18 protein-coding genes and 2 pseudogenes are annotated in these 25344 nt (G+C 71.8%); 10 read left to right on the forward strand and 10 right to left on the reverse strand.

Features of this window, described 5'->3' with window-relative positions:
* Positions 1–236 precede the first annotated feature (236 nt).
* Positions 237–851, reverse strand: a complete 615-nt coding sequence (locus ACFZDK_RS42675; RefSeq protein WP_390981077.1) for a TetR/AcrR family transcriptional regulator C-terminal ligand-binding domain-containing protein — start codon at positions 849–851, stop codon at positions 237–239.
* A gap of 234 nt (positions 852–1085) precedes the next feature.
* Between ACFZDK_RS42675 and ACFZDK_RS42680 the strand changes: the two genes are divergently transcribed.
* Both ACFZDK_RS42680 and ACFZDK_RS42685 read left to right on the forward strand, forming a co-directional pair.
* Complete coding sequence (locus tag ACFZDK_RS42680) at positions 1086–1880, forward strand: phosphatase PAP2 family protein (RefSeq protein ID WP_390981079.1); 795 nt, start codon at positions 1086–1088, stop codon at positions 1878–1880.
* Positions 1877–2836, forward strand: a complete 960-nt coding sequence (locus ACFZDK_RS42685) for a hypothetical protein (protein ID WP_390981081.1) — start codon at positions 1877–1879, stop codon at positions 2834–2836. Before ACFZDK_RS42680 ends, ACFZDK_RS42685 begins: the two co-directional genes overlap by 4 nt.
* A gap of 118 nt (positions 2837–2954) precedes the next feature.
* Here ACFZDK_RS42685 and ACFZDK_RS42690 read toward each other — a convergent pair whose 3' ends face one another.
* From ACFZDK_RS42690 to ACFZDK_RS42705, 4 genes are all read right to left on the reverse strand, one after another.
* Positions 2955–3758 carry a phospholipid scramblase-related protein gene (locus tag ACFZDK_RS42690; RefSeq protein ID WP_390981083.1) on the reverse strand — a complete coding sequence of 268 codons (804 nt, stop codon included), beginning with the start codon at positions 3756–3758 and terminating at the stop codon, positions 2955–2957.
* A gap of 66 nt (positions 3759–3824) precedes the next feature.
* Complete coding sequence (locus ACFZDK_RS42695; protein ID WP_390981085.1) at positions 3825–5873, reverse strand: phosphocholine-specific phospholipase C; 2049 nt, start codon at positions 5871–5873, stop codon at positions 3825–3827.
* Between the two features lie 205 nt (positions 5874–6078).
* Positions 6079–6537, reverse strand: a complete 459-nt coding sequence (locus ACFZDK_RS42700) for a hypothetical protein (RefSeq protein ID WP_390981087.1) — start codon at positions 6535–6537, stop codon at positions 6079–6081.
* Between the two features lie 89 nt (positions 6538–6626).
* Positions 6627–7562 (reverse strand): hypothetical protein, encoded by a 936-nt coding sequence (locus ACFZDK_RS42705; protein ID WP_390981089.1) that lies wholly within the window; start codon positions 7560–7562, stop codon positions 6627–6629.
* 386 nt (positions 7563–7948) lie between these two features.
* Here ACFZDK_RS42705 and ACFZDK_RS42710 point away from each other — a divergent pair, with 386 nt between their 5' ends.
* Both ACFZDK_RS42710 and ACFZDK_RS42715 read left to right on the forward strand, forming a co-directional pair.
* Positions 7949–11077 (forward strand): BTAD domain-containing putative transcriptional regulator, encoded by a 3129-nt coding sequence (locus ACFZDK_RS42710; RefSeq protein WP_390981091.1) that lies wholly within the window; start codon positions 7949–7951, stop codon positions 11075–11077.
* Positions 11078–11162: 85 nt separating this feature from the next.
* Positions 11163–11732, forward strand: a pseudogene (locus ACFZDK_RS42715) (M15 family metallopeptidase); the annotation flags it as partial.
* 479 nt (positions 11733–12211) lie between these two features.
* On the opposite strand, the gene ACFZDK_RS42720 reads toward ACFZDK_RS42715, so the two are convergent.
* Genes ACFZDK_RS42720 through ACFZDK_RS42730 form a run of 3 tightly spaced genes read right to left on the reverse strand, consistent with a single transcriptional unit; the run spans position 12212 to position 17600 of the window.
* Positions 12212–14332 (reverse strand): integrase, encoded by a 2121-nt coding sequence (locus ACFZDK_RS42720; RefSeq protein ID WP_390981093.1) that lies wholly within the window; start codon positions 14330–14332, stop codon positions 12212–12214.
* Entirely contained in the window at positions 14329–16065 is a 1737-nt protein-coding gene (locus tag ACFZDK_RS42725) for a hypothetical protein (protein ID WP_390981095.1), read from the reverse strand. Before ACFZDK_RS42725 ends, ACFZDK_RS42720 begins: the two co-directional genes overlap by 4 nt.
* Positions 16065–17600, reverse strand: coding sequence for an integrase (locus ACFZDK_RS42730; protein WP_390981097.1), 1536 nt, complete (start codon positions 17598–17600; stop codon positions 16065–16067). Before ACFZDK_RS42730 ends, ACFZDK_RS42725 begins: the two co-directional genes overlap by 1 nt.
* 42 nt (positions 17601–17642) lie before the next feature.
* Between ACFZDK_RS42730 and ACFZDK_RS42735 the strand changes: the two are divergent.
* The 3 genes and pseudogenes from ACFZDK_RS42735 to ACFZDK_RS42745 all read left to right on the forward strand — a co-directional run.
* Positions 17643–17744: pseudogene (locus ACFZDK_RS42735) on the forward strand (dipeptidase); the annotation flags it as partial.
* A gap of 51 nt (positions 17745–17795) precedes the next feature.
* Entirely contained in the window at positions 17796–18335 is a 540-nt protein-coding gene (locus ACFZDK_RS42740) for a sigma factor-like helix-turn-helix DNA-binding protein (RefSeq protein ID WP_390981099.1), read from the forward strand.
* Positions 18336–18430: 95 nt separating this feature from the next.
* A complete protein-coding gene (locus ACFZDK_RS42745) occupies positions 18431–19579 on the forward strand; it encodes an NlpC/P60 family protein (RefSeq protein ID WP_355727454.1) in 1149 nt (382 codons plus the stop codon).
* A 36-nt stretch (positions 19580–19615) separates the two neighbouring features.
* Here ACFZDK_RS42745 and ACFZDK_RS42750 read toward each other — a convergent pair whose 3' ends face one another.
* Positions 19616–20194: a helix-turn-helix transcriptional regulator gene (locus ACFZDK_RS42750; RefSeq protein ID WP_390981102.1), complete on the reverse strand. Its 579-nt coding sequence runs from the start codon at positions 20192–20194 to the stop codon at positions 19616–19618.
* Positions 20195–20249: 55 nt separating this feature from the next.
* Here ACFZDK_RS42750 and ACFZDK_RS42755 point away from each other — a divergent pair, with 55 nt between their 5' ends.
* Together ACFZDK_RS42755 and ACFZDK_RS42760 are read left to right on the forward strand one after the other, a co-directional pair.
* Positions 20250–20645: a nuclear transport factor 2 family protein gene (locus ACFZDK_RS42755; protein ID WP_390981341.1), complete on the forward strand. Its 396-nt coding sequence runs from the start codon at positions 20250–20252 to the stop codon at positions 20643–20645.
* Between the two features lie 65 nt (positions 20646–20710).
* On the forward strand, positions 20711–21436 hold the full coding sequence (locus ACFZDK_RS42760; protein ID WP_390981104.1) for a methyltransferase domain-containing protein: 726 nt from the start codon (positions 20711–20713) through the stop codon (positions 21434–21436).
* 37 nt (positions 21437–21473) lie between these two features.
* Here ACFZDK_RS42760 and ACFZDK_RS42765 read toward each other — a convergent pair whose 3' ends face one another.
* The gene (locus ACFZDK_RS42765; RefSeq protein ID WP_390981106.1) at positions 21474–22226 is read right to left on the reverse strand and encodes a helix-turn-helix domain-containing protein; all 753 of its coding nucleotides are present in this window, start codon (positions 22224–22226) and stop codon (positions 21474–21476) included.
* 220 nt (positions 22227–22446) lie between these two features.
* On the opposite strand from ACFZDK_RS42765, the gene ACFZDK_RS42770 reads away from it, so the two are divergent.
* Positions 22447–25326: a BTAD domain-containing putative transcriptional regulator gene (locus ACFZDK_RS42770; protein WP_390981108.1), complete on the forward strand. Its 2880-nt coding sequence runs from the start codon at positions 22447–22449 to the stop codon at positions 25324–25326.
* Positions 25327–25344: the final 18 nt, after the last annotated feature.

A 25344-nucleotide genomic window follows, 5' to 3' on the forward strand; every position in this document is an offset into this window, starting at 1 on the left:
CATCCCCTCGGACGGCGGCGGCACCGGCAAGAGCGACGGCAACGACTGACGATCGGGAGCCCTGACGCGATGACGCACACGTCCATCGCGGCGTGGGGGGGGGGGGGGGGGGGGGCCCCCCCCCCCCCCCCCCCCCCCCCCCCCCCCCCCCCCCGGGGGGTGCGCGCCGCCCCCGTCCCCACGGTGCGGCGCGAGCAGGTCGCCGTCCAGTCATCCCGTGGACGGCGGCCTGGGTCTTATGTCACTCCGAGCGCGGGCAGCGCGACGGCCTCCACGAAGCGGACCAGGTAGTCGGCGTCGGCGTACTCGCCGGTCAGGATGGGCCGGATCCGCAGGACGCCGAACATCATGGCCGGGATGTACTCCAGCGCGGGATGGTCGGCGGGGATCTCGCCGCGTTCGACACCGCGTCGCAGAATCTCCTGGAGCGCGACCATCTCGGGTTCGACCAGCGCCTCGCGCAGGGCCGTCGCCAGCTCGCGGTCCGAGGTGACCGCGTGCCCCAGCGCCTGGAGCAGCTTGGTGTCCTTGCCCGACCAGTCACCCGCGGTCCGCCCGACCTGACGCAGGTCGTCGGCGAGAGACCCGGTGTCGATACCGACGAAGCGCACCCGGCGGCTGGCGCGCAGCGCCGCCGCGACGAACTGCGGCTTGGTCTTCCACTGCCGGTAGAGCGTGGACTTGCTGCACCGGGTGCTGGCGGCGACGCCGTCCATGGTCACGGAGTCGTAGCCGCACTCGCGGATCTGTTCGAGCACGGCGTCGAAGAACTCCCGCTCACGCTCCGGCGTGATCTTGGAGCGGCGCGAGGCGGCGACCGCGTCCGGCACCTCCGCGTCCTGCGACGTCATGTGCCCTTCTCCTCACTCGCCCATCACTTACGGATCACTTACGCCCCACCCACCGTTCGGCCGGGGCGGAAACCTACAACCAGTGTGGCCTACGTCTATCGATACGCCACTGTACCGGTACTCGGCCGTATCGGTACAGTGGCGTATCGGTACGCTTCCGTATCGATGAGTTTCGGTGAGTCCGGGCCACCGCCCGGACTCGGCACAGCACCACCGTCAGTGAGGGGGCCTGGGATGAGATCCCAGTCCGAGCCGGCAGCAGCGGAGCCGGGGTCCATAACCCGGCCGCCGCTCGTCCGAGAGCTCCTGCTCGTCGCAGGGCTCTTCCTCGTCTACAAGTTCGGGCGGCAGCTCGCCACCGGCCACACCGCCGAGGCCCTGCACAACGCCCACCGGATCTGGGACCTGGAACGGACGCTGCACCTGCCCTCGGAGGTCGACGTGCAGTCCGCACTGCTGCACGGCGACACCCTCGTCCACCTGGCCAACACCTACTACGCCACGGTTCATTTCCCGGCCACGCTGGCCTTCCTGGTCTGGCTCTACCTGAAGCGGCCCGCGCACTACGTCTGGGCCCGCCGGGTCCTCGCCGTGGTCACCGCCGCCGCGCTGGTGCTGCCCTTCACCTTCCCGCTGGCGCCGCCCCGGATGCTGGCCGCGACCGGCCTGATCGACACCGCCCGGGTCTACGGCCCCTCCGTCTACGGCCCGCCCTCCAGCGACCACCTCTCCAACCAGTTCGCGGCGATGCCCTCGCTGCACTTCGGCTGGGCCCTGATGGTGGCGATCGGCCTGATCGTCGCGACCCGCTCGCGCCGGCGCTGGCTGTGGCTGCTGCATCCCGCGATCACCCTCCTCGTGATCGTCGGCACCGCGAACCACTACTGGCTGGACGCGATCGTCGCCACCGCGATGCTGGGCGCCGCCCTCGCCCTGATCCACCCGCCCCACCGCACGGCCACCACGGCCGGCCGCGGCACCCGCACCCTCGTACCGGACGAGCCCGTGCTGGCGGGGGCCGGCCGATGAGCGCCGCAGCCCTGGTCGCCGTCGCGCTCTCCCTGGTCTCGGCCGTCGCCTACGCGGCCGCCGCCGTCGCCCAGGAACGCCTCGCGTCGAAGTCCTCCGGAGCGGGTCTGCTACGACTGCTCGGCTCCGGCGCCTGGTGGGCGGCGGTCGGCCTCAACGCCGGCGCGGCCCTGCTCCATGTCGTCGCCCTCAAGTACGGCCCGCTGACCCTCGTCCAGCCTCTGGGGGCGCTCACCCTGGTCGCGGCCGTGCCGATGGGCGCCCGGGTCGCGGGCCGCCGGGTCAGCACGGCGGAGTGGCGGGGCACCGCCCTGACCCTGCTGGGCCTCGGCGCCCTGCTGGTCACGGCTTCCGGCCCGGCACCCGACCGCACCCTGAGCCTCACCGAGGCGCTCGCGGTCGCCGGTACGACGGCCACCCTGATCGGCGTGCTCTCCCGCCCCGGCAGCCGCCCGGGCCTGCGCCACGCCACCGCGTCCGGCTTCGCCTCCGGCGTCGCCTCCGCCCTCACCCAGACGGTGACGGTGGCGGCGACCGACCGCTCGGGCCCGGTCCTCAGCACCGAGGTGATCGTGGTCGCCCTCCTGGTGGCCGCGTTCGCGGTCGGCGGCCTCCTCCTCTCCCAGACCGCCTACCGAGGCGGCCTCGGCGCCCCGCTCGCCGTGGTCACCCTCTCCAACCCCCTGGCCGCGGCGGTCATCGGCCTCACCCTGCTGGGCCAGGGTCTCCAGGGCGGCGCGACCGGAATCCTCCTCGCCCTCGCGGGCGCGGGCCTCGCCTCCTGGGGCGTGGTCCTCCTGACCCGGGTGACCCCGGCAACGCCGCCGGTCGTACGGGAACCGGACGAGGAGCACCCGGTGGCGGCGGTACTGGCCCTGGAGTCGGCGAGGGCGGCGGCCGAGCAGGCGCTGCTCCCCCAACAGAAGCAAGAGCCCGGACAACTCACGGCACTCTGAAGCGCCCTGGACCGAAGCGCCCCCCAAGGGGCGCTGGGGGTCCCCCGGCCGAAGGCTGGGGGAGGAACTGCGCGACCAGCCACAACCGGCCCGCAGTCACCCCACTGCCGTTCGATCCTCAGCCCAGCCCCCGCGAATCCTGCTTCAGCGCCGTGTCCACGGTCAGCGCCGTCGCCACCACCAGGCTCAGCAGCGGCTCCGGCAGCTGGTAGTGAATCTGCAGGACGTAGTTGTCGGCGGTCGTGAACATGGTCTTGGCGAGGCCTTCCCACGTCTTCGTGATCCGGGCCACCTCGTTGCCGGAGTGGTCCACGACCGCGAAGTTCCACGCCCGCCAGTTCTCCGCCTTGATCGCGCCGACCTTCTGGCCACCCGCGTTCATCGCGAAGTTGATCTTCCCGATCATGTTCTCCTGGACGATCTCACCGACCGGCGACCCGTCCGGACGCGTCACGATCACCCGGGACTTCAGGAACTTGGCCGGCCGGGTCAGCACCAGCTGCGGCTGCCCGTGGGCGTCCCGGATCTCCAGCCGGTGGGTCATGAACTGGTCGAGGCTGGAGACGAACCGCAGGACCTTCTTCAGCGCGCTCTGTCCGACCTCGACCACCGAGCCGAGCTCGCGGCCGTGCTGGTCCATGACCTTGTACTCGTTGGTCAGCTCGATCAGCTTGGCCTTCTGGTTCACCACCAGCACCGGCTCGGTGAACAGGGTGCCGCCACCGGCGCCCCCGCCCGCGACGCCGGCCTGCTGCTGCACCTGCCGCTGCACCTTGGGGTCGGCGTCCGGGGCCTGCCCCGGCACCGCGCCCTGCTGATTCGTCTGGTCGGTCCACTGGGTGCCGTCCCAGTACCGGAGGGTCTGGGACGCACCGTGCGGATCGGGGTACCAGCCTGCAGGAGTGTTCGATTGCGTGGTCACCGGGGCACACTACCCCGATATGACCGGTACCTGACCAGCCCGCACGATGCGGCCCTCATCGCCCTGTCACTCGGTGATGATCGCCGGGTCGCTGACGCCCGGAAGACCGTTCTCGACATGTCCGGCGAACCGCCGTACAAAGGTCTTGTCCGCGTCGGAGGTGACCGTCACGTCGTACCAGCGGCGGCTGCGCGCGAGGTCGACGGTGTGCTTCACGGTCGCCCCGGCGCGCACGGTGACCGTGCAGGGCTTGCCGCCGTAGCCGTTGGCCAGCGTCAGCTTCACCGTGCCGGAGCCCTTGTTGGTGAGGGTGAGCTCGATGTCGTCGCCCGCGGGCCGCGCGGTGACCTCGGGGCCCGCCACCTTGCCGGGGCCCTGGAAGGTGCGCAGGAAGCCGTTCGGGCCGTGCACGGTCAGGTCGTAGGAGCCGCCCGAGTACACCGAGTTCCAGGTGTCGGAGACGGACTTGCCGGCCTCGGTGGTGTAGCTCCAGGGGCCGTCGGCGCGGTTGTTCGAGGTGACCAGGAAGGCGGCGCCCGCGTGCGCGCCCGACGCGAAGGTCAGGGAGAACTTGCCGGCCGCCGCGTCCAGCGAGCCGTCCACCAGCGGCGCGTACTTGAGCGGCCGGGTGGGCCGCGAGCCGCGCTCCTGCTTGGGCAGGGACGGGTTGGCGGGCGGGGTGGGCACGTAGTCGGGGTGGCGGTTGCCGTCCGGCGGCTGGTAGCCGTCGGTGGCGGGCAGCGCGACCGGCTTGGTGTCCTTGCGGGAGAAGTCGAAGGCCCCGGTCAGGTCCCCGCTGACGGCGCGCCGCCAGGGCGAGATGTTCGGCTCGTGGACGCCGAAGCGGGCCTCCATGAAGCGGATGATCGAGGTGTGGTCGAGCGTCTCGGAGCAGACGTAACCGCCCTTGCTCCACGGGGAGACGACCAGCATCGGCACCCGCTGGCCGAGACCGTAGGCGCCGGCCGCGTGGCTCGCGTCGCCCTTGAAGAGGTCCAGGGTCGGGTCGACCGTGGACTTGCCCTGCGCGGCGGAGGCCGGCGGGAACGGCGGGATCAGGTGGTCGAAGAAGCCGTCGTTCTCGTCGTACGTGATGAACACGGCCGTCTTCGCCCACACCTTGGGGTCCGAGGTCAGCGCGTCCAGGACCTGGGAGACGTACCAGGCACCGTAGTTGGCGGGCCAGTTGGGGTGCTCGGTGAAGGCCTCGGGGGCGACCACCCAGGAGATCTGCGGCAGCTTGCCGGCCTTGACGTCGGCCTTGAGCTGGTCGAAGAAGCCCTCGCCCTTGGTGGCGTCGGTGCCGGTGCGGGCCTTGTCGTACAGCGGGTCGCCGGCCTGGGCGTTCTGGTACTGCTTGAAGTAGAGCAGCGAGTTGTCGCCGTAGTTGCCGCGGTAGGCGTCCTGGATCCAGCCCCAGCCGCCGGCCGCGTCCAGGCCGTCGCCGACGTCCTGGTAGATCTTCCAGGAGACGCCCGCCTTCTCCAGGCGCTCCGGGTAGGTGGTCCAGCTGTAGCCGGCCTCGTCGTTGCCGAGGACCGGGCCGCCGCCCTGGCCGTCGTTGCCCGTGTAACCCGTCCACATGTAGTAGCGGTTCGGGTCGGTGGAGCCCATGAACGAGCAGTGGTAGGCGTCGCAGACGGTGAAGGCGTCGGCGAGCGCGTAGTGGAACGGTATGTCGTCCCGGTTCAGGTACGCCATCGTCGTGGAGCCCTTGGCCGGCACCCACTTGTCGTACTTGCCGCCGTTGACGGCGGTGTGGGTGTCGCTCCAGCCGTGCGGGAGGTCCTGGAGGAAGGCGAGGCCCAGGTCGTCGGCGTCCGGGTGGAACGGCAGGATGTCCTTCGTACCGTTCGACTGGTTCCACACGGACTTGTCGTTCTGGGTGACCGAACGCGGGTCGCCGAAGCCGCGGACACCTCTGAGGGTGCCGAAGTAGTGGTCGAACGAACGGTTCTCCTGCATCAGGACGACGATGTGCTCGACGTCCTCGATCGACCCGGTGCGGTGGTTCGCGGGCAGCGCGGCGGCACGCTGGATGCTGCTGGACAGCGCGGTGAACGCCGTGGTGGCGCCCGCGAGTTGGAGGAAGCGGCGCCGGTTTACTTCGGTCATGAGTGAGCGACCTCTCATCCTGACGTACGGATGGCCGGAACAGGGCGGAATGTGTGCGGGTGCGAGTGTTCCAAGGGCAGCGAACGTCAGGGAAGGGTCCGATGGCGCCGATGTGAAAGTCGGAGGTACGTGAGGTAGGGAGTCGGTAAGGAGACGGCGAACCGGTCACGGCCGGGAGAGCGGCCGTGACCGGTCGGCGGGGGCGTCAGCTGATGAAGGAGCCCGCGGCGCAGGCGCTCTCCGTCACCCACTGGTGGGACAGGATGTTGTCGTTCATGGGGTGTCCGTCGGTGAAGTGGTCGCGGGTGAGGTCGTCCACGTACAGCTCGCCCGGCTTGAGGCAGCCGTAGCCGCCGGAGTAGTTGGAGAAGTAGTAGAAGGCCACGACGTCCTTGCCGCCGACGTACCCGCTGTTCATCACGGAGGAGGCGGCGTTGCCGTCGCTGCCCTGGAAGGCGCCGGCGGCGTCGGACCAGGAGGAGTCGTTGCCCGCGGTGACGCCGAGCAGCCCGCCCGCGCAGTCCCAGTCCTTCCAGGCCCGCACGTTGCCGTCGCGGCCCGGCCACTGCGCGTTGCAGCCGGCGGAGGCCTGGGCGGTGGCGGGCATGGCGAAGCCGACGGCCGCGAGGGCAAGGGTGGTGAGGGCGAGGGTCATTTTGCGCATGGTGAACTCCCGTTCTGCCTCGTCGGAGGCGGTCGGTGCGGGGAAAGGGCCGCGGCGGACGCCGCGGAGTCATGGGGTCGGGGCAGGTGTCAGGTGCGGGCGGGCACGATCCGCTCGGCACGTGCCAGCGCCTTCAGGCGCACCTGCCGGTAGGCGTCCAGCCGGGCGCCGTACTCGCCGTCCAGCTGGGCCAGGTAGTGGGCTTCGCGGGCCTGGCCCACGGACTTGAGGGAGACCTCGCGGGCGCAGGTGGCGTCGGCGACCGCGATCCGGGTCTCGGCGGCGAAGCTCCTGGCCTCCTCGGCCCGGGTCTGGACCGCCGGGTGCTCCCGGGTGGCCTGCCGGGCCGCGTCGGGGTCCGGGTAGGGGTGGCCGGCCCGCTTCATGCAGGCCGACCACGCGTGCACGGCGGCGGTGAACCGCCGGTCGTGCAGCAGCTTGCCGACGTAGAGCGGGCGCAGGTTGCTCGCGGTCGTGTCGAGCCGGAACCAGGTCCGCGGATCGCCGTACAGCGTCCGTTCCGCCTCGCTGTCGCAGCCGCCGGTCTGCTTGCTGACGCTGCCTCCGCCGGGGACGTCGGTGCGCAGCGGCTCGGCCTGCCGGCCGCCGTCGAGAGCGGTGTCGTAGGCGGCCTGCCGGGTGGCCGTGAGGCCCTTGCGGTAGGCGTTGTTGGGGTTGCGCAGCCGGGCACGGTCCTCCTCGGCCGTGATCCGGCTGCCGTATCCGTGGGTACGGGCCCAGCGCACGTCGTCCTGGACGTAGCCGAGCGGCCTGCTCTCGGCCAGGCTCAGCGGCCGGTCCGTCCAGTAGCGGAAGCCGTGGCGGGCCATGCACCGGGCGACCAGGCGCTGTTCGGCGTCGGAGATCCGCAGGTCCTCGGCGTAGGTCAGGTCACGTGCCCGGGACCCGGCGGGCGGGGCCGGGTCGTCGCCGGACGCCCGGGAGCAGCCGGTGAGAACGAGCGCGGCCACGGCGGCGACGGCGCTCAGCTGCGCGGCCTTGCGGCGGAAGGCGGGGCGCTTCATCGGGTACTCCCTCGGCGTACGGCGAACGGCTCGGTGCTTTCGGGCCGTTGACGCTGCCGACGGGGCGTTCGTATGACATGCGCCTGCGGAGAATTTCCGCCGCGACGGATTTCGTGGCGATTCCGGGGCGCGCTCATACGAGGGCCGCCGACCACCCGTCCCACACACAGGGGCCGCTATGGCCACCCACAGGAATCAGCCAACTGCGCCAGGAGGGAGAACCGCCCCCGATCCCGGTCCCGCCCGGCACACCGGGCGTCGTGGACGGTGCCGTCCGCCCTGTCGGGCGGAACGGTTCCGGACACGACGGCCCGGCTTTCGGCCTGCTCTGTCGGTGGCCGCCGATATCGTTGTCGGCATCTGCTGGGGGCAGCGATCGGGGATCGATGTTCGAAGTACGTCTGCTCGGCCCGGTGGAGGTCTGGGAGGGGAGCCGGCGGGCCCCGCTCGGCGGTTCCAGACCCCTCGCCGTCCTCGCCGCACTCGTCGTGCACCTGGGCGAGGTGATCTCCACCGACCGTCTGGTGGACTTCGTCTGGGACGAGGAGGCTCCGGCCACCGCGGGCGCCCTGGTCGCCACCCATGTCTCCGCCGTACGCCGGGCCCTGGCCCGGGTCGGTACCGCCGAGGTGATCCGCACCCGCCCGCCGGGATATGTCGCCGACCTGGCGCCCGACCGGGTCGACGCCCGCCGCTTCGAGGAACTCCTCGCGGCCGGGCGGTCCCTGGGGCGTACGGAGGAGGCCGCCGGGGTGCTGGCGGAGGCGCTGGGGCTGTGGCGGGGCCGGGAGGCGCTGGAGGGGCTCGGCCAGTCGTTCGCGCGGATCGAGGCGGCCCGCCTCGCGGAGCTGCGGCTGGTGACTGAGGAGGAGTGCTTCGGGCTGGCCCTGGAGCTGGACCGGGCCGACGAGACGATCGCGCCGCTGCTCGCGCACGTGGCCGCGCATCCGCTGCGGGAGCGGCCGCGCGGCCAGTTGATGACCGCCCTGTTCCGCACCGGCCGGGTCTCCGACGCCCTGCGCGTCTACCAGGAGGGCCGCGCGGTGCTCCGGGACGAGCTGGGTATCGACCCGGGCCCCGAGCTGCGGGCGGTGCACCAGGCCGTGCTGACCCATGACACGGGCGTGCTGGGAACGGGCCGCACCGCCCGACCGGTACCGGCCCCCAGAGGCCCGGGAAGCCCCGGAAACTCCGGAAGTCCCGGTGGCTCCGGACGTCCCGGTGGCTCCGGACGTCCCGGTGGCTCCGGAGGTGAGCGGCCCCGCCCCGCGCCCTCCCATCTCCCCCCGGACATCGCCGACTTCGTCGGCCGCGGCGGGCAGGTCAAGTGGGCCACCGAGCTGTTGCGGGGCGTCGGCGACCCCGGCCGGACCGCACCCCCGATCGGGGTGATCTCCGGGCGCTCCGGCATGGGCAAGACGGCCCTCGCCGTGCACGTCGGCCACCGGACCGCCGAACTCTTCCCGGACGGGCGGCTGTTCGTGGACCTGCGGGCCGCCGACACCACCCCGCTGGAACCCGCCGACGCGCTCGCCCGGCTGCTGCGCGCGATGGGCGTCGAACCGGACACCCTGCCCTCCGGCGTAGAGGAGCTGACCGGCCTCTACCGCACCCACATCGGCCACCGGCGGGTCCTGATCGTCCTCGACAACGCGGCCGGTGAGGCGCATGTCCGGCCCCTGCTGCCGCCCGGACCCGGCTCGGCGGTGCTGGTCACCAGCCGGCGGCGGCTGGTGGCGCTGGAGGGCGCCGCCCATCTGGACCTCGCGGTGCCGGACGAGGCCGAGGCCCTGGACCTGCTGCGCCGGGTGGCCGGCGAGGGGCGGACGTGGGCGGAGCCGGAGCGGGCCGCCGAGATCGTCGCGCTGTGCGGGCGGCTGCCGCTCGCGGTGCGGATCGCCGGGGCACGGCTGGCCGCCCGCCCGCACTGGGCGCCGGGCCGACTCGCCGGACGGCTGCGCGACGAACGGCGGCGGCTCAACGAACTGAGCGCCGGGGACCTGGAGTTGCGCACCAGCCTGGAGCTCGGCTACGCCGACCTCGACCCGCCAGAACGCCGGGCCCTGCGCCGCCTGGCCCTGCTGGACCTGCCCGACTTCGCGGCCTGGATCGCCGCCCCGCTGCTCGGCATCGGGGCCGAGGAGGCCGAGGAGGCCGTCGAGCGGCTGGTGGACTGCCACTTCATCGACGTGATCGGGATGGACGGCACCGGCCTCCCCCGCTACCGCATCCAGGACCTCGCCCGCGAACACGCCCGCGAGCGCTGTCTCTCCGAGGAGAGCGCCGAGGACCGCGCGGCGGCGGTGCTGCGCCTGGTCGGCTGCTGGCTGGACCTGGCCCGGAAGGCCGCCGCCCGCGGCCCCGGCGGCGCGACCCGGCACTTCCCCGAACCGGCCGCCGTACGCCCGCTCGATCCGGAGACCGAGGAGGCCCTGTTGGCCCGGCCCGCGGCCTGGTTCGCCGCCGAGCAGGCCGGGCTGCTGGCCGCGGTGACGCACTGCGCCGACCACGGCATGGCGCGGGCCGCCCGGGATCTCGCCGGTGCGCTGATAGCGAGTTCGGCCGCGCTGTACAACCAGTTCGACGCCTGGTCCCGCTCGCACACCGCGGCCATGGCGGCGGTCCGCCGCGGCGGGGACGTCGAGGGCGAGGCCTGGCTGCTCGCCGGACTCGGCCAACTCCGCTACGAACAGGACCGGTTCGAGGATTCGTACGCCTACTTCGCGGACGCGCTGCGGCTGTTCGGGGAGCAGGTGCCGGACGGGTCGGCCGTGGCGCTGGCCGGGATGGGCACCGCCCGCCGCGAACAGGCCCGGTACGCCGAGGCGTCGGAGCTGCTGGAGGCCGCGCTGGAGCGGTACGGCGACGAGGGGGACGTCGGTGCCCGGGCGGGCGTGCTGTACGGCATCGGGTACGTGCACCGCGAGCAGGGGCGCGGGGCCGCCGCCCGGGCGGCCCTGGACCGCGCCCTGGTCCTGTACCGGGCCGCCGCCGACCGGCACGGCGAGGGGCTCACCCTGCGCTCGCAGGCCCTGTGCGACCGGTCCGAGGGCCGCTACCCGGAGGCCGAGCGGCTGCTGCACGACGCGCTGGACGTCTTCACCGGCCTGCGCGACACCTTCGGCCTGATGTACACCGAACAGTCGCTGGCCAAGGTGGAGTTGCGCACCGGCCGTACGGAGCAGGCGGGACAGCGGCTGGTGCGCTGCCTGGAGGTGGCCCGGGAGCGGCAGGACCGGTTCGGCGAGGCCCTGGTGCTGCGTACGCTCGGGGAGCAGCTGCTGGCGACCGGGGACACCGGCGGGGCGCGCCGGCCGCTGGAGCAGGCGGCGGCGCTGTGGGCGGAGCTGGGGCTGCCGTTGTGGCGGGCGCGCACGGTGCGGGACCTGGCCGAGGTGTGGACGGCGGACGGCGCCGAGGAGGCCGCCCGGGCGGCCCGGGCCGAGGCGCTGGAGGTGTTCCGGTCGGTGGGCGTGCGGGAGGCGTGGGAACGCGCGGACGACGAGCCGTCGTAGTCGGAATCCGGCTGCAGAAGCCCTGGTGACGGGCTTGCAGGGAACCTGCAGAGCAATTGCAGGGGGCCCCGGCACTCTGGTGAGCGTGACGGACATCATCACGCTCTCCGACTCCCGGGTCGCCGCGGTCACCGAGCAGGAATGCGGTGAACCGCTGGTCGATCTGCGCGGGACACCCGTACTGCGGATCGACCCCCGCCAGGCCGACGCCGACGGCGGCTACGCCCATCTGCGGCTGGCGGCGCTGCGCCGGCTGCTGCAGGCACAGGCGCTGCTGCCCGCCGGAATCCGGTTCCTGGTGGTCGAGGGGTACCGGCCGCCCGCGCTGCAGCGCCGCTACTTCGAGCAGTACGCGGCGACCCTGCGCGCGGCCCACCCCGACGCCTCCGCGGACCTGATCCGCGAGCTGGCCAGCGCCTACATCTCCCCGCCGGAGGTGGCCCCCCATGTCAGCGGCGGGGCGGTGGACCTGACCCTGTGCACCGTCGACGGCACGGAGCTGCCGCTGGGCACGGAGGTCAACGCCACCCCGGAGGAGAGCGCGGGCGCCTGCCGTACCGGCGCGGCGAACATCAGCGCCGAGGCACGCGCCCACCGGACCCTGATGGGCGAGGCGCTCTCCGCCGCCGGCTTCGTCAACTACCCCACGGAGTGGTGTTCCCAGTCAAGTTCTTGTGTTCACCTTCAGAGTGGACAGCGTCAGGTCGTGCGGCGCGGGCCGTCACCCCTCTGTCGGGTGAAGGGCGATCACATTGCCCGGGGTCTCTTCCGCTTGACTCTGGGAGCCCTTGTGAGCCCGGCGGGTCAGGACCGCATTCGCGAGGGCGAGTTCGGTCACTTGCCGTCGGAGGTCTTCGATCTCATCTTTCTGCGAGGAGACTGTCTCTTGCAGTTGGGTGACCTTCTTGCGAAGCCGCATTTCCGATTCGGGGATCTGTTTCGTCTCGGTGCGGACGCGGTCATAAAACTCGTTCTTCAGGTCGGCGTGGCGCTTCTGAAGAGCCATCCGGTGCACACCTGCCTCGACCGCGAGCGAGACGACGGTCAGCGCACCGTCGGAGGTGGTGGGCCGTCCTTCGAGCAGCCGGTCGATGGCCTCGAGGATGCGTGTGCGTTCGTCAGTGGGCTGGTCGGTCATGACAGGGCCTCGGCGGGTTGGGCGGCGGCGTGATGCTCGGCGGCGGTGGTCTGGTGGCGTTTGGCGTCGGCACGGATCCGTGCGGCGAGAGGCTCGGGGGTGACGGCGGCGAGTTGTTCGGTGCGGGTGGCTTCATCGACCAACTGGTCTGCGTGACTGTCGAGACGGATGGCGTTGCCGCAGCCGGGGCGGCAGTCGTACTGGTTGGGGGCGGTTGCGTCGGGGCCAGGCTCGCAAAGAGCGTTGTCCCGCTTGAAGACGCAGATCAAGCTGGCGTCGGGGTTGTCGAAGAGGACGAGGCCGTCGCGGGCGAGGTAGTCGGCGGCTTGCTTGGCGAACTTCGATGTGACGATGCGTCCCTCGAATCGTGGGGCCTGGGCGGCGGCGGCGATGGCCCGCCGGGCGGCGGGGCCGGAGATCTTCTCGCCCGCAGCCAGTCGGTCCCGCAGTTGGGCAGCTGTGTCTGCGGCTGCCAGCGCTGTTTCGACGTCGAGGACGCTGTGGATGCCGCGGCGGCTGCGGCTGCCGTAGGCGCTGGAGGTGCGGGCGTCCAGAACGGTGCGCATGTGACCGTACTGAATCGCCAGCGCGATCAGTCCGCCGGGTCTGCGGGCGATGTGCCAGGCGAGGGTGCGGCGGAACCGCGCGAGCCCGATCGCGCCGTGGGGATCCTTGGGGACGCGCTGGTCGTGAAGGCCATGGCGGTGGGCCTCCAGGTTGACCCAGGCGATGAAGTCTTCGATGCGCTGGTTCATCGCGGCGTTCTTCAGAGCGCCGCGCATCTTGCGGCCCCGGGCGAAGTCGTGGTGGGTGGCGTCGAAGAGCAGTGCCCGAGCGGGGACGATGCGTTCAAGAACGCGGATCGCGTGAACGACGGGGGTGATGGCGACCCAGGGGACTTCACGTTCCTCACCGCCGGAGACGTGATTGCCGTCGTCGTTGGTGACGTTCTTGTAGTGATGGCTGCGGATGAGGTGGCGGCCGCCGCCTTCCGGATCGGGGCAGCACCCGGACTTGAGGCCCTGTACTTCCTGAGGCCGCATGCCGGTCAAGTAGAGACAGATGATCATGGCGGCGGTGGCAAGGTGCTTCATCAAAGTCGTCACCTCGTTGAAGTCGAGGTGCTCTCGCCAGGGCTTTCCGTTGATCTGTCCGGTGACCGGGCTCTGGAGGGGACAGGGGCCGGGCTGGAGGTCGTCGATGCGGTGGCGTTCCCGGAACCCGCTGACCTGGTTGATGCTGCAGCCGACGGTGGCCGCGATGAACTTGCTGGCCAGAACGGTTCGGCCGCGGTTTTGCGTGGTGGGCAGACTCTTGCCCGCTGCGAGCTGGGGCAGGAGGTAGGCGTCCAACGCGGACAGGCCCGTCGGCGTGGACGGTTGAGCGAGGGCCAGCTGGTTCAGGCGGTGCCATTCTTCCCAGGCGGCGAGGATGTCGTCGGCGAAGTCGTCGATCATGCGGATCGCCCAGACCAGCAGAGGCCCCAGCACCGAGGGGTCGAGCGGCTCGACCGAGTTCTCCCCGCTGTCCTGTGCGCCGGAGGCGGGCAGGTAGTTGTCGACGCCTTCCCGGTCCCACGGAGGTTGAGGGACCCCAACGGGCTCAATGCAAAGCTGATCGAAGGCCCACATGTCGGTGAGTCGGCCCAGGATCTCCTCCGCAGAGTGCCGGGTGAGCGTGCTGAAGCGCTTGGCCGTGTAGGCACTCCAGTGGGCGTCGGTGCAGGACTGCAGATCGTTGATGCCGCGGGCGTGCAGCCAGCGGGCGAGCCGCATCCACTCGGCGCAGGTCTCCCGCATCTCCTCAGCGGACGCTCGGGCGCGGGCCCGGACCCCGCGGTTCTTCAGGTAGCTGGGCCTCAACTGCCCGTTCAGCAGGAGCCAACTGACCTGCTTGACCTGGCTCGTCAACTCGGTCGGGCAGTTCCGCCAGTGGAGCTTGACCAAGCTGGCCCCTTGGTTGTCGATGAGCGGTCCCAGGGGCCAGACCGGCTCCTGGTAGAGGCCGTTGGGGTTGGCGTTGCCGCGGCTGATCCACTTCTTGAGGACGACAGGGCTGGTCGGCGACGGCGGCGGCAGCAGGTAGGAGTCGTTGTCGAAGGCGGGAGCGAGGCTCACAGGGCCAGCTGTCCTTTCAGCAGGAGGTCGACGACTGCGCGGTCGGTGTCGCCGGCCCGACTCCGTGCGGTGGTCCAGGTGGTCGGGCCGACCCGGCTTGCCAGGTCGTTCAACCGCTGCGAGTGCTCCTCCCAGCGCGACTGCCAAAGCCGCTCAGGCAGTACGGACCGCAGGCTCTGGACCTGTTCGTGCAGGAGAGCAAGGCGAGGGTAGTGACCGGGATGGACGTGTGCGTTCGGACAGGCGAGACAGAGCATGAAGTCGGCGCCGCAGCCGCCGCCTTCGGCCGGCCAGGCGCTGGTGGTCTCGTCCGCGCAGTCGGCTGTGGCGGTCTGTCCATGGCCGGGCTCGGGTGCCTGGGCGAGACGCCCGCCGAAGGCGGCCTTCTTCGCCTGGTCGAGGGCCTCGAGGGCGCCGTCCGCGAAGACCTCCTGAGAGGCTTCCTGGACCTTCCCGTCGGGCAGGACGTAGACGCTCTCGTGGGTGCCCTGGGTGTGCTGGAGGGGGCTTCCTTCGCGGGTCACCGTCGTGCGACGCAGCTGGCGGAACGGCGACCCGGGCAGTCCATGCTGGTCTGCCCACTCCTTGGCGTCGGCTCCCGAGATCCCGAAGATCAGCGGGCCGACCGGCTGGGGCCGGTCCAAGTCCGTGGCACTGCTGCCTGCCAGAAGAGAAGAGCGACCGGTCATCAACAGATCGGTGCCGGGGGCGAGTTGTGCGGCCAGCAGCCTGCCGTGGAGAGTGGCCGCCAGGGCCTGCGTGATCAGGCGTCCCGGGGAGTCGGCCCCGGAGTCGGTGATGTTCTCCGTGGAGAACCAGCGGCCGTTCCCGGCCCGCCGCTTCTCGATCTGCACTTGGTAGGTGATGTTGGTCGTCTCGGCGACCGACGGGGCTCGGGTCGGGGCAGGCAGGCGGTCGAAGACGGAGAGGTTCCAGCCGAAGCGGTCGGTCATGAGCACTGCCAGGGCCGTCAGTTCGGCCTGGGAAAGGAACAGCCGGCCCCAGGTGTGTTCGCAGTCTCGGCCGCCCAGCGGACCCCGGTTGGTCACGGCCATCCGGCCGCTCGGCAGTCGCGTGCGCGGGACGTCGCCGACGCGGGCCAGATGATCCAGAATCGTGCCGAGCTTCCCGTCACGGCTGTTCTCATCCAAAGCTCCCGCCCGCCACTGCTCGAGCAGGGCGGTGTTCTCGGTGATCCTCAGCCAGGCGGCCCGGAACTGGCGTCCTGCTGTCAGCAGGACGCGCTCGCGCTCGGCGTCGCCGTAGGACTTCCTGACCGGCTTCGGTCCGGGGACGCGGCGGGCGAGTTCCTCGGCAACCGCTCCTGTACTCAATCGAGGATCACTGCGGAGCAGGCGGTGGACGACCCGCAGCGTTGTGCGTCCGGTGTTGGTGCTGACATGCTGCAGCCGCCAGCGCTTGAGGGCCGCGACATCGAGATCTGTCAGGTCCTCGGGTACTTGGTCGAGTCCGGAGACGAACTGGGCGAACACCTGCAGCCGTCCCCAGGCGGATGTGGCGGTGCTGTGGCTGTTCCACCTCGGTTGCTGAGCAGCGAACACCACTGCCAAGGACCGCTGCATCGGCGCCGGAACCGACAGATCAGCGAAGTCGAACACCTTCTTGTGGCCGGCCTTGTTGACCATCGTGACGGCCAGGCCGTCCTCGGCCAGCGGCGGCTCCACCGTGAAATGGGCCGGCGGCAGGACCGCCCGGCGTCCGCGACGGCCCATCAGGCATCCACCTTCAGATGGTCGACGAGCACGTCGATGTCCTGGATCCCGGCCGATTCCCGCGCGAGCCGGGCGAACACCCCGTCCACGTCCTCGACCTCCTGGCCGTCGTCGGTGTCGGCCGCGGCCAGGATCGACTCCAACTGCAGATGCGCGACGGGAGCCAGGTAATGACGCTTGGTCGTCTCGATGTCCGCATGGCCCAGCAGGGTCTTGACCAGCCACCACGGATCGCCGAACAGCATCGCGAAGTCCCGGCGGTCCTCCTTCGTCAACCCGAAGCGGGCCTCCATGAGTTGGTTCAGCACGATCAGCATGTAGAGCGCGAAGGAGTGCCGGGCGGAGTGCGGCGTCGCGTACGGAGTCTTGCCTCGCACCTCGGCAGCCCGCAGGTCCCGGCTCACCTTCCGCTCGGCAGGCGTCAGCAGGACTTCCTCGCATCGCCTGTTCGCCGTGGTGAACACCGGGTTCCAGCGGTCCGGCAGCATCGGCATGCCCTGCTCGGTCAACCACAGCCAGGCGGGTTCCGGGCCCCGCGGGCCCTCCAGGAACAGCAACTGCCGTTCCCGCCAGCCCAGCCGCGTCAACAGCTGCTGGCCCTCGACGCCGTTGCGGTCGACCCAGAACACCTTTTTGGCCCGGCCGTTGGTCACCCCCGTGACCAGGCGCATCTGGTCGAGCTGTTCGTAACGGCCCAGGCGCTGGGCCCGCTGCACTGCCCAAGCACGTTCCGACTGGATGTAGGTCTCGACCTGCCCGACGGATTCCACGGAGGCGTAGTACGTCCGGCCGTTCTTCGACCGGGTCACCGCCCCGGCCAGCTGACCGTGCAGGTAGCGCCCGTGCTGCAACCGGTGGGCGGGCAGCTCGAAGAGCAGAAGGGATCCGGCCTCTTGCCGCCGCAGCCCCGAGCTCAGAGTCAATCGCACGAACGCGGTGTTGCGTGCTTCAGTCCGGGCATCCCAGCCCCACGTCGGTACCCCGTCACGGCCGTGACCACGCAGCCCGATGTCCGACCACAAGCTCCAGGTCCGGGGCGTCAACCACGAGACCCGGGCGCTGACCGAATCGGCGGCACGATGTTCCCGGCGCGACGCATCCACGGGCAGCGGGCTCATCCTCGCCCACTTGAACAGTCGCGTGAACGCCGCCGCCTCGCGGTCCCACTTCGACCCGCCGATGCGCTTGGGGTTCTGCGGCGCATCGCAGCGCCAGGAGCGGTAGTTCAACAGATCCTGCTTGGAGGCCCGCCGCCAATAGATGCCGCGCGAAGACAGGTACGTCAACAGAATCCGAATGTCCGTCGCGTAGTTCCGCTTCGTCTCCCGCTCAAGGAACCGGAAGTGCTCCGAGAGAACAAAGTCCAACAGGTTGGAATCGATAGTGAAATTAGGAGCGATGAAGACAGGATCCCCTGGCATCAATCCGATCTGCTCGACTGCGGACGGCAGGTCCTCGAACCCGAATGCCCTCGCCACTGGCTCCGATCCCCACCACTCCGGATCCGGTACCCACACCACACGCCACTCGTCCAACCTGAGCCTCCCCTGATGCTTGAACACATCCAATCATCAGGGAAGTGGTGGCACTGGTCCTACGGCGACCGGTACTGGGCCCTGCTGAGCGGCGCGCCGGCCGCCCGCTACGGACCCGCCGCCGCCCCTGTCCGGCCCGTCTGACCAACGGACCGGACCTCTCCCACACCATCGACGACCATCGGGGGAACGACCATGGAAAGCCACGGCGGCACCTGTACGCAGGACCCGCGCGAAGCGGCCCCGGAGCGCATGAGCCCGGGCGACTTCGACGCCTCCTTCACCGCCGACATGCCCAGACTCCGCAGACGGCTGCTCGCCCTGACCGGCAATCCGCACGACGCCGACGACCTGCTGCAGGAGACCTATCTGCGGCTCTCCCGGCGGGCCCGCGCCAGCACCCTGGCGCACCAGCAGCATCCGTACGCCTACACCTGCACGGTCGCGCTGAACCTGCTGCGCGACTCCTGGCTGCACCCCTCCCGGCGGGAGCGCACCACCGACCGGCTGCCGGAGGCCGGCTGGGACGGCGGGCTCGGCACCTACGAGGCCTCGGCCACCGCCCTCGCGCTGCTGAGCATGCTCTCGCCGAAGGAGGCGGCCGCGGTGATCCTCGTCGATCTGGAGGGCCTCACCCACGACACGGCCGGGGAACGGCTCGGCGCCCATCGCGGCACCGTCCAGCGCAACCGGATGCGGGCGCTGGCCAAGATGCGCGCGGCGCTGGCCGGTTGAGTTCCGGGTGTCGCGTCCCGACGGGGGTGGGACGCGACACCCGGGCAGTTCGCCCGACCCCCGCACCCGGCCCATGTCGACCTAGGACGTGCATCTTGAGACTCACCACACCCGGCAGGGCGGTCGTCGTCGCGGCGGCTCTCGCGACGGTCCCGCTCCTGTCCGCCACCGCCCACGCCGCCACCGCCACCGCCCCGCGCGCCGCCCAGGACGCCACCTGCGGGGTGCTGGCCTCGGGCGCCTCGGCCACCGCGGAGGCCGCCGTGAACGCGGCCTGCTCGCAGATCGGTGTCTGGTACAGCTGGGGCGGCGGCCACGGCGCCACGCCCGGTGCCACGTACGGCTACTACGACGGCTCCGACCCGGACAGCCTGCACGACAACGAGCGCAAGGGCTTCGACTGTTCGGGCCTGATGCGGTACGCCTACTACCGGGCGACCGGCCGGGACCTGCTCAACGGCACGGCGGACGACCAGTACCACAGCCCGCAGGCCGCGGCCCGTTTCTCGGCGGGCCAGGGCACCGCTCCCCTGGTCCCCGGTGACCTGATGTTCTGGGGCAGCGGGCACATCCACCACGTCGCCATGTACCTGGGCGCGGGGCAGATGGTGGAGGCCTACGAGTCGGGCACCCACATCCGGGTGACGCCGGTGCGCACCGGCGGCGACTACGCGGGGGCGATCCGCATCAACCCGTCCGGTACGCCGGTGCCGCCGCCGGCCAACGGCGGTACCACGTTCGAGACCTGGGGCACGGGCGTGCGCACGCACTCCACGCCGAGCGTGCGCTCCTCCGTCGTGGACACCTTCGCCGGGCCGACCCAGGTCTCCGTCCAGTGCCAGGAGCACGCGGAGACGGTGACCGCCGAGGGCTACACCAACGACATCTGGTCGAAGCTGGCCGACGGTTCCTGGCTGACCAACATCTACATCAAGGGCCCGGCCTCGCTGCCCGGCATCCCGGACTGCGGCGGGGACAGCGCCCCGCCGCCGAGCGGGGGCAGCACGGCGTTCCAGACCTGGGGCACCGGTGTGCGCACGCACAGCGAGCCCAATGTGAACGCCGGTGTCGTCGACTACTTCCCGCAGCCGACGACGGTCAACGTGGTGTGCCAGGCGCACGCCCAGACGGTCACGGCCGAGGGCTACACCAACGACGCCTGGTCCAAGCTGACCAACGGCGCGTGGATGACCAACATCTACATCAAGGGCCCGGCGTGGCTGCCGGGGGTCGCCACCTGCTGACCCGAGTCCGGCAGACGGGGCATCCCGTCCGCCGGACTATTCACTTTGTTGTCTAAGAAGATCCATCCGCTGCTCGATCCTCCGCAGCGCCAGCTCCCCCCACTGCAGGTTCTCCCGCTCGAAGGACATCCCGCGCAGCAGGGTGAGGTACGGGCCGATGCGCTCCGCCTCGGCGAAGTACGCCTCCTCCGAGCGCCCGGCGAGCAGGCGCTGCCGGATCCGCTCGTAACGGGCCAGCTTGGCGGTGGCCCACTCGATGCGCCCGGCGACCGCCGTCCGGACCGCCGCCAGGTCACCGGCGTCCGCGCACTGCACCTTGACCAGCAGTTCGTCACGGACCACGGAGGGCCGGGCAGGCGGTTCGGCGGTATAGGCGCGGACGGCTTCGCGCCCGGCCTCCGTCAGCGAGAACAGCCTCTTGTTGGGCCGGCGCTCCTGCTCGACCACCCGGGCGCAGACCAGCCCCTCGGCCTCCATGCGTTCCAGCTCGCGGTAGAGCTGCTGGGGTGTCGCCGTCCAGAAGTTGGCGACCGTCGCGTCGAATCCCTTCGCGAGGTCGTACCCGGAGGCCTCGCCCTCCAGGAGGGCCGCCATCACCGCGTTCCGCAGAGCCATGGGGACACGCTAGCATGCGGAGCTATTCAACTTTTTGAATAGGTAGGTGGATCTCATGCACCCCTTCCGCAAGGCCGTCGAGAACGGCGACATGGACGCCGTGGCCGCCCTGCTGGCCGAGGACGTCGTCTTCACCAGCCCGGTCGCCTTCAAGCCGTACCCGGGCAAGGCGATCACCGCGGCGATCCTGCGCGCGGTGTCCCGCGTCTTCGAGGACTTCGAGTACGTCCGGGAGATCGCCAACCCCGACGGCCGCGACCACGCCTTCGTCTTCACGGCGACCGTCGCCGGCAAGAAGCTCCAGGGCTGCGACTTCCTGCACTTCGACGAGGACGGGAAGATCGACGACTTCACGGTGATGGTGCGCCCGCTGTCGGCCGCCCAGGCGCTGTCCGAGGCGATGGGCGCCCAGTTCGATCGGATCGCCGAGGAGGCCGCCGCCGCGCGGTGAGCACGGCCGCCGTCCCCCGATCGAGGGACTGGTGGGAGCCCGCCCCGGCCACAAGACTCAAGGTCATGACCGCTTCCGACCAGTCCCGGGCGCTCACCTGGGACACCCCGGCGGCCGCGGCCGCCTACCGCGACCGGGACATGAGGCTGGCCCGGCAGCTGATCTTCCCGGCGGTGCTGGACCGCGTCGGCACTCCCCCGGCCCCCGGCGCGACCGTCCTCGACATCGGCTGCGGCACCGGCGCGCTCGCCCTGGAACTGGCCCGCACCGGGGGCTGGTCGGTCCAGGGCGTCGACCCCTCCGCCCACATGCTGGACATCGCCCGCGCCGACCGCCCCGACCCGCGCGTCGACTACCGCCGCTTCGACGGCCGTTCACTGTCCTGGATCCCGGACGGCACCGTCGACGCGGCCGTCTGCTGCCTGGTCTACTGCACCGACCCCGACGACCGGCGGCTGGCCGCACTCACCGCCGAGATCCACCGCGTGCTCCGCCCCGGCGCCCCCTACGTCCTCGCGGACCTCAACCCCGCGGCGGTGGGAGAGCAGTTCGCCACCCTCCGGTACGGCGACCCGGGCGCGTCCTACGCCCACGGCGCACCCGTGCCCACCGAGCTGCGCCGGCTCGACGGCACCACGGTCACGACGGTCTGCCACTACCGCCCGCTGTCCGCGTACACCGCACTGCTCACCGGCTCCGGCTTCCCCGCCCCGGCCACGACCACCCCGACCGTACCGGCCTCCCAGCAGGGCCCGGCCCCCTACCTGGTACTGACCACCCAGCGCCGCTGACCACCACAGGCCGGCCGGGTATGTGCCGCTCGCCGGCTCACCGGCCACGCAGGGCCGCGCCGATCATCCTTCCCGTCTGCTGCACCGCGCCCGCGAGCCGGTCCAGGCTGTGCCCGGGATCGGTCACGGCGCTCAGGGACGCCAGCAGCGCGCCGTTCGGGCCGTGCACCGGCACCGCCACACAGCACACGCCGGCCGCCACCTCCTCCCGGTCGAAGGCGACGCCCCGGTCCCGGATCACCCCGGCCTGCCGGTGCCAGGACCCGGTCAGCGGGCCCAGCGGGAGCCGCGGATCCGCCCCGGCGACCAGCACCTTGCCCGCCGCGGTGAACCATGGCCACACCCCGGTGTCGAGCGATCGGCCGAGCGCTCCGGCGGCGTCGCCGGGCGTCCAGTCGAGGACGAGGGTCTGTCCCTCCCGCAGTACGTTCAGCCCCACCGTCGCGCCCGTGAGGCGGGCGAGGCGGCGGGCCGGTGCACGGGCGGCCGTGCGCAGGCCGGGGTACGGCTGCCAGCCCTGCCCGAGCCGGAAGATCCGCGACCCCATGCGGTAGCCCTTGCGGCCTCGCTCGACGGCGCCCAGTTCGACCAGTTGCTCCAGCAGGCGGTACGAGGTCGTCTTGGGCAGGCCGCACTCCGCCGCGAGCCTGGTCAGTCCGGCCTCTCCGGCCCGCTCCACCGCCCCCAGCAGCGCGAAGGCGCCCTCCAGCACACTGCGCCCGCCGCCGTCCGGCGGGTGCGGTGGTTCCGCCGGTCTCGTGGCTGTGGCTGCTCCCCGTTTTTCGTTCACGTGCCTCTCCCCCGGATACCGCCCGACCGGCTCCCCGTACCGCCGTTCCCCGTGTGCGGTGCGCCGCCGTGCGTGGTGACCCCGCGCCCCAGCAGACTGAAGTCCGCGTCTTCAGACTGAAGTTCGAGTGTGGCTGAGAACGTTGTCGATAGATTGTCGACCGGCGCGAGAATGTGTGCGTCGAGTGAAGAACAGCTGTGCGTGGAGTGTGGAAGTAGTGGTGGAATTACGCCTTCTCGGCCCCGTGGAGCTCTCGGTGCAGGGCCGGACCGCCGAGGTCGGGCCACCGCAGCGGCGGACCGTGCTGGCCGCGCTGGCGGTGGACACCGGCCGGCCGGTCCCGGCCGACGCACTGATCAGACGGGTGTGGGGGGCCGATCCACCCGACGGGGCCCGGCGCGCGTTGCACGCTCATGTCGCCCGGCTGCGCCGGCTGTGCGAGCAGACCGAGGACCCGGGGCACCCCCGGTTACGTCTGGTCCGGCGCTCCGGCGGATACCTGCTGGAGGCCCGCCCGGACCAGGTGGACATCCATCGGTTCCGGCAACTGGCGGGTCAGGCCCGTGAGTCGGGGCGGACGGACGAGGCCCGGGCGGCGCTGCTGCGCGAGGCGCTCGGGCTGTGGCACGGGGAACCGCTGGCCGGGCTGGGCGGGCAGTGGGCGGCACAGGTGCGCGAGGCCTGGCGGCGGCAGCACGTGGACGCCGCGGTCGCCTGGGCCCAGGTCGAGTCGCGGGTCAGCGACCCCGTCGCCGTGATCGGCCCGCTGACCGAACTCCTCGACGCCTACCCGCTCGTGGAGCCGCTGACCGAGGCACTGATGTGGGCGCTGCACGCCGCCGGCCGCAGCGCGGAGGCACTGAACTCCTACGCCGCCGTCCGCAAGCGGCTCGCCGAGGAGCTGGGCACCGACCCCGGGGCGGAACTACGGAAGGTCCACGAGGCGATTCTCCGGGGTGGCCCGGCCGAGTCCGTCGCACGGCCGGCGTCCCGGACACCGGCCCGGGCGGCTCCCGCGGCGACTCCCTGGCCGGGCGCGGCCCCCGTCCAACTTCCCATGGGAGTACGGGGGTTCATCGGGCGCGGCGAGGAACTCGCCCGGCTGGAGGACATCCTCGCCTCGGCGGCGGACCAGCCGGCGGCGGTGGTGATCACGGCGCTGTCGGGCACGGCCGGGGTGGGCAAGACCGCGTTGGCCGTGCACTGGGCGAGGCGAGCCCAACGGGCCTTCCCCAACGGTCAGTTGTATGTGAACCTGCGCGGGTTCGGGCCCAGCGGATCGGTGATGAGCCCGGCCGAGGCGGTACGGGGGTTTCTGGACGCCCTGGGTGTGCCGCCGGCCCGGATCCCGGCGGGTCTGGAGGCTCAGGTCGGCCTGTACCGCAGCCTCCTGGCGGGGCGTCGGGTCCTGGTGGTGCTGGACAACGCCCGCGACGCCGAGCAGGTCCGTCCGCTGCTGCCCGGGGCCCCCGGATGCCTGGCGCTGATCACCAGTCGGAGATCGCTGACCGGTCTCGCGGCCACCGAGGGGGCACAGCTGCTGACCGTCGGCATGCTCGCCCCCGAGGAGGCCCGGGAGCTGCTGATCCGCCGGCTCGGCGCGGAGCGGGTGACGGCCGATCCCGACGCCGTCCGCGAGATCGTCGGCCGGTGCGCGGGTCTGCCGCTCGCGCTGGCGATCGTCGCCGCCCGTGCCGCCGCGCAGCCCGCACTGCCGCTGGCGGCCCTCGCCGAGGAACTGCGGCGGACCGACCGACGGCTGGACGCCCTGGACAGCGGGGAGGCGAGCAGCGAGGTACGGGCCGTGTTCTCCTGGTCGTACCGGGCGCTCGGCCCGGAGGCCGCCCGGCTCTTCCGATTACTGGGCCTGCATCCGGGCCCGGACGCCGCGCTCCCGGCCGTCGCCGCACTGGCCGGCGTACCCGCCGCCCGCGCCCGCGCGCTGGTGGCCGAACTGGTCCGCGGGCATCTGCTCACCGAACAGCCCGCAGGCCGGTACACCTTCCACGACCTGCTGCGCGCCTACGCGGCCGAGCTGGTCGCCACGCACGAGGGCGACGACACCCGGCACACCGCGGCGCACCGCATGTTCGACCACTACCTGCACACCGCGCACCGGGCGGACGCCCTGCTGACTCCCCGGCCCACCCCCGCTCCCCTGCCGCCCGTCCAACCGGGGTCCGCTGCCGAGGAGTTGTCCGACCACCGGCAGGCACAGGCCTGGTTCACCGCCGAGCATCCGGTCCTGCTCGCCGCGGTGGGGCAGGCGTCCGCGGCCGGCTTCCACCAGCACGCCTGGCGGCTCGCCTCGGCCCTGACGACCTATCTCGACCGGCACGGCAACCCGCGGGCACTGATCGCCGCGCACACCGCGGCGCTGGACGCCGCCCGGCGCCAGGGCGATGTCGTCGGGCAGGCGGAGGCCCACCGGGGACTCGGGCTCGCCGAGGACCGGCTGGACCGTCCGGACGCGGCCCGCACGCACTACCTGCGCGCGCTGGAGCTCTTCGGCGAGGTCGGCGACCATGCCGGGCAGGCGCGTATCCATCAGCACCTGTCCCGGATGTCCGAGGCCCAGGGCCGGCATCAGCAGGCACTCGGCCACGCCCACGACAGCCTCGCGCACCACCGTGCCGTCGACGACCGGGCCGGGCAGTCCGCCGCGCTGAACCACATCGGCTGGATACTCGCCCAGCTCGGCGACCACCAGCAGGCCCTGACGTTCTGCCGTGAGGCACTGGAGCTGGCCCACGCGAGCGGGGACCTCAACGGGGAGGCCCACATCCAGGACAGCCTCGGCTACATCCTCCACCGGCTCGGTGAGCACGCCGAGGCCGTCGACCGCTACCAGCAGGCCCTCGAACTGTTCCACCAGACCGGGGACCGGCACAGCGAGGCGGCCGGTCTCCTCTGTCTCGGCGACGTCCACGGTGCCACGGCCCGCCCGCATCCCGCCCGCACCGCGTGGACCCAGGCGCTGGCCATCACCACCGAACTCGGTCTCCCGGACGCCGATCCGCTGCGTGCCCGGCTCCTCGAACGGCTCGGCCCCGCTTCCGCCGACACCGCTGCTCCCGATGCGCGTCAGGCACCGGCCTGAGGCCGGAGTCGGAGTCGG

Origin of the sequence: Streptomyces sp. NPDC007901, assembly GCF_042959465.1 — a bacterium.
In the GTDB taxonomy this organism is placed as follows: Bacteria; Actinomycetota; Actinomycetes; order Streptomycetales; family Streptomycetaceae; genus Streptomyces.

What these genes read in the sequence shown, in the direction of transcription:
- ACFZDK_RS42705 (WP_390981089.1), bottom strand. Translation starts at nt 7,562, where the DNA reads ATGAAGCGCCCCGCCTTCCGCCGCAAGGCCGCGCAGCTGAGCGCCGTC.
- ACFZDK_RS42685 (WP_390981081.1), top strand. Translation starts at nt 1,877, where the DNA reads ATGAGCGCCGCAGCCCTGGTCGCCGTCGCGCTCTCCCTGGTCTCGGCC.
- ACFZDK_RS42760 (WP_390981104.1), top strand. Translation starts at nt 20,711, where the DNA reads ATGACCGCTTCCGACCAGTCCCGGGCGCTCACCTGGGACACCCCGGCG.
- ACFZDK_RS42710 (WP_390981091.1), top strand. Translation starts at nt 7,949, where the DNA reads ATGTTCGAAGTACGTCTGCTCGGCCCGGTGGAGGTCTGGGAGGGGAGC.
- ACFZDK_RS42740 (WP_390981099.1), top strand. Translation starts at nt 17,796, where the DNA reads ATGGAAAGCCACGGCGGCACCTGTACGCAGGACCCGCGCGAAGCGGCC.
- ACFZDK_RS42725 (WP_390981095.1), bottom strand. Translation starts at nt 16,065, where the DNA reads ATGGGCCGTCGCGGACGCCGGGCGGTCCTGCCGCCGGCCCATTTCACG.
- ACFZDK_RS42755 (WP_390981341.1), top strand. Translation starts at nt 20,250, where the DNA reads ATGCACCCCTTCCGCAAGGCCGTCGAGAACGGCGACATGGACGCCGTG.
- ACFZDK_RS42700 (WP_390981087.1), bottom strand. Translation starts at nt 6,537, where the DNA reads ATGCGCAAAATGACCCTCGCCCTCACCACCCTTGCCCTCGCGGCCGTC.
- ACFZDK_RS42675 (WP_390981077.1), bottom strand. Translation starts at nt 851, where the DNA reads ATGACGTCGCAGGACGCGGAGGTGCCGGACGCGGTCGCCGCCTCGCGC.
- ACFZDK_RS42695 (WP_390981085.1), bottom strand. Translation starts at nt 5,873, where the DNA reads ATGACCGAAGTAAACCGGCGCCGCTTCCTCCAACTCGCGGGCGCCACC.
- ACFZDK_RS42680 (WP_390981079.1), top strand. Translation starts at nt 1,086, where the DNA reads ATGAGATCCCAGTCCGAGCCGGCAGCAGCGGAGCCGGGGTCCATAACC.
- ACFZDK_RS42750 (WP_390981102.1), bottom strand. Translation starts at nt 20,194, where the DNA reads ATGGCTCTGCGGAACGCGGTGATGGCGGCCCTCCTGGAGGGCGAGGCC.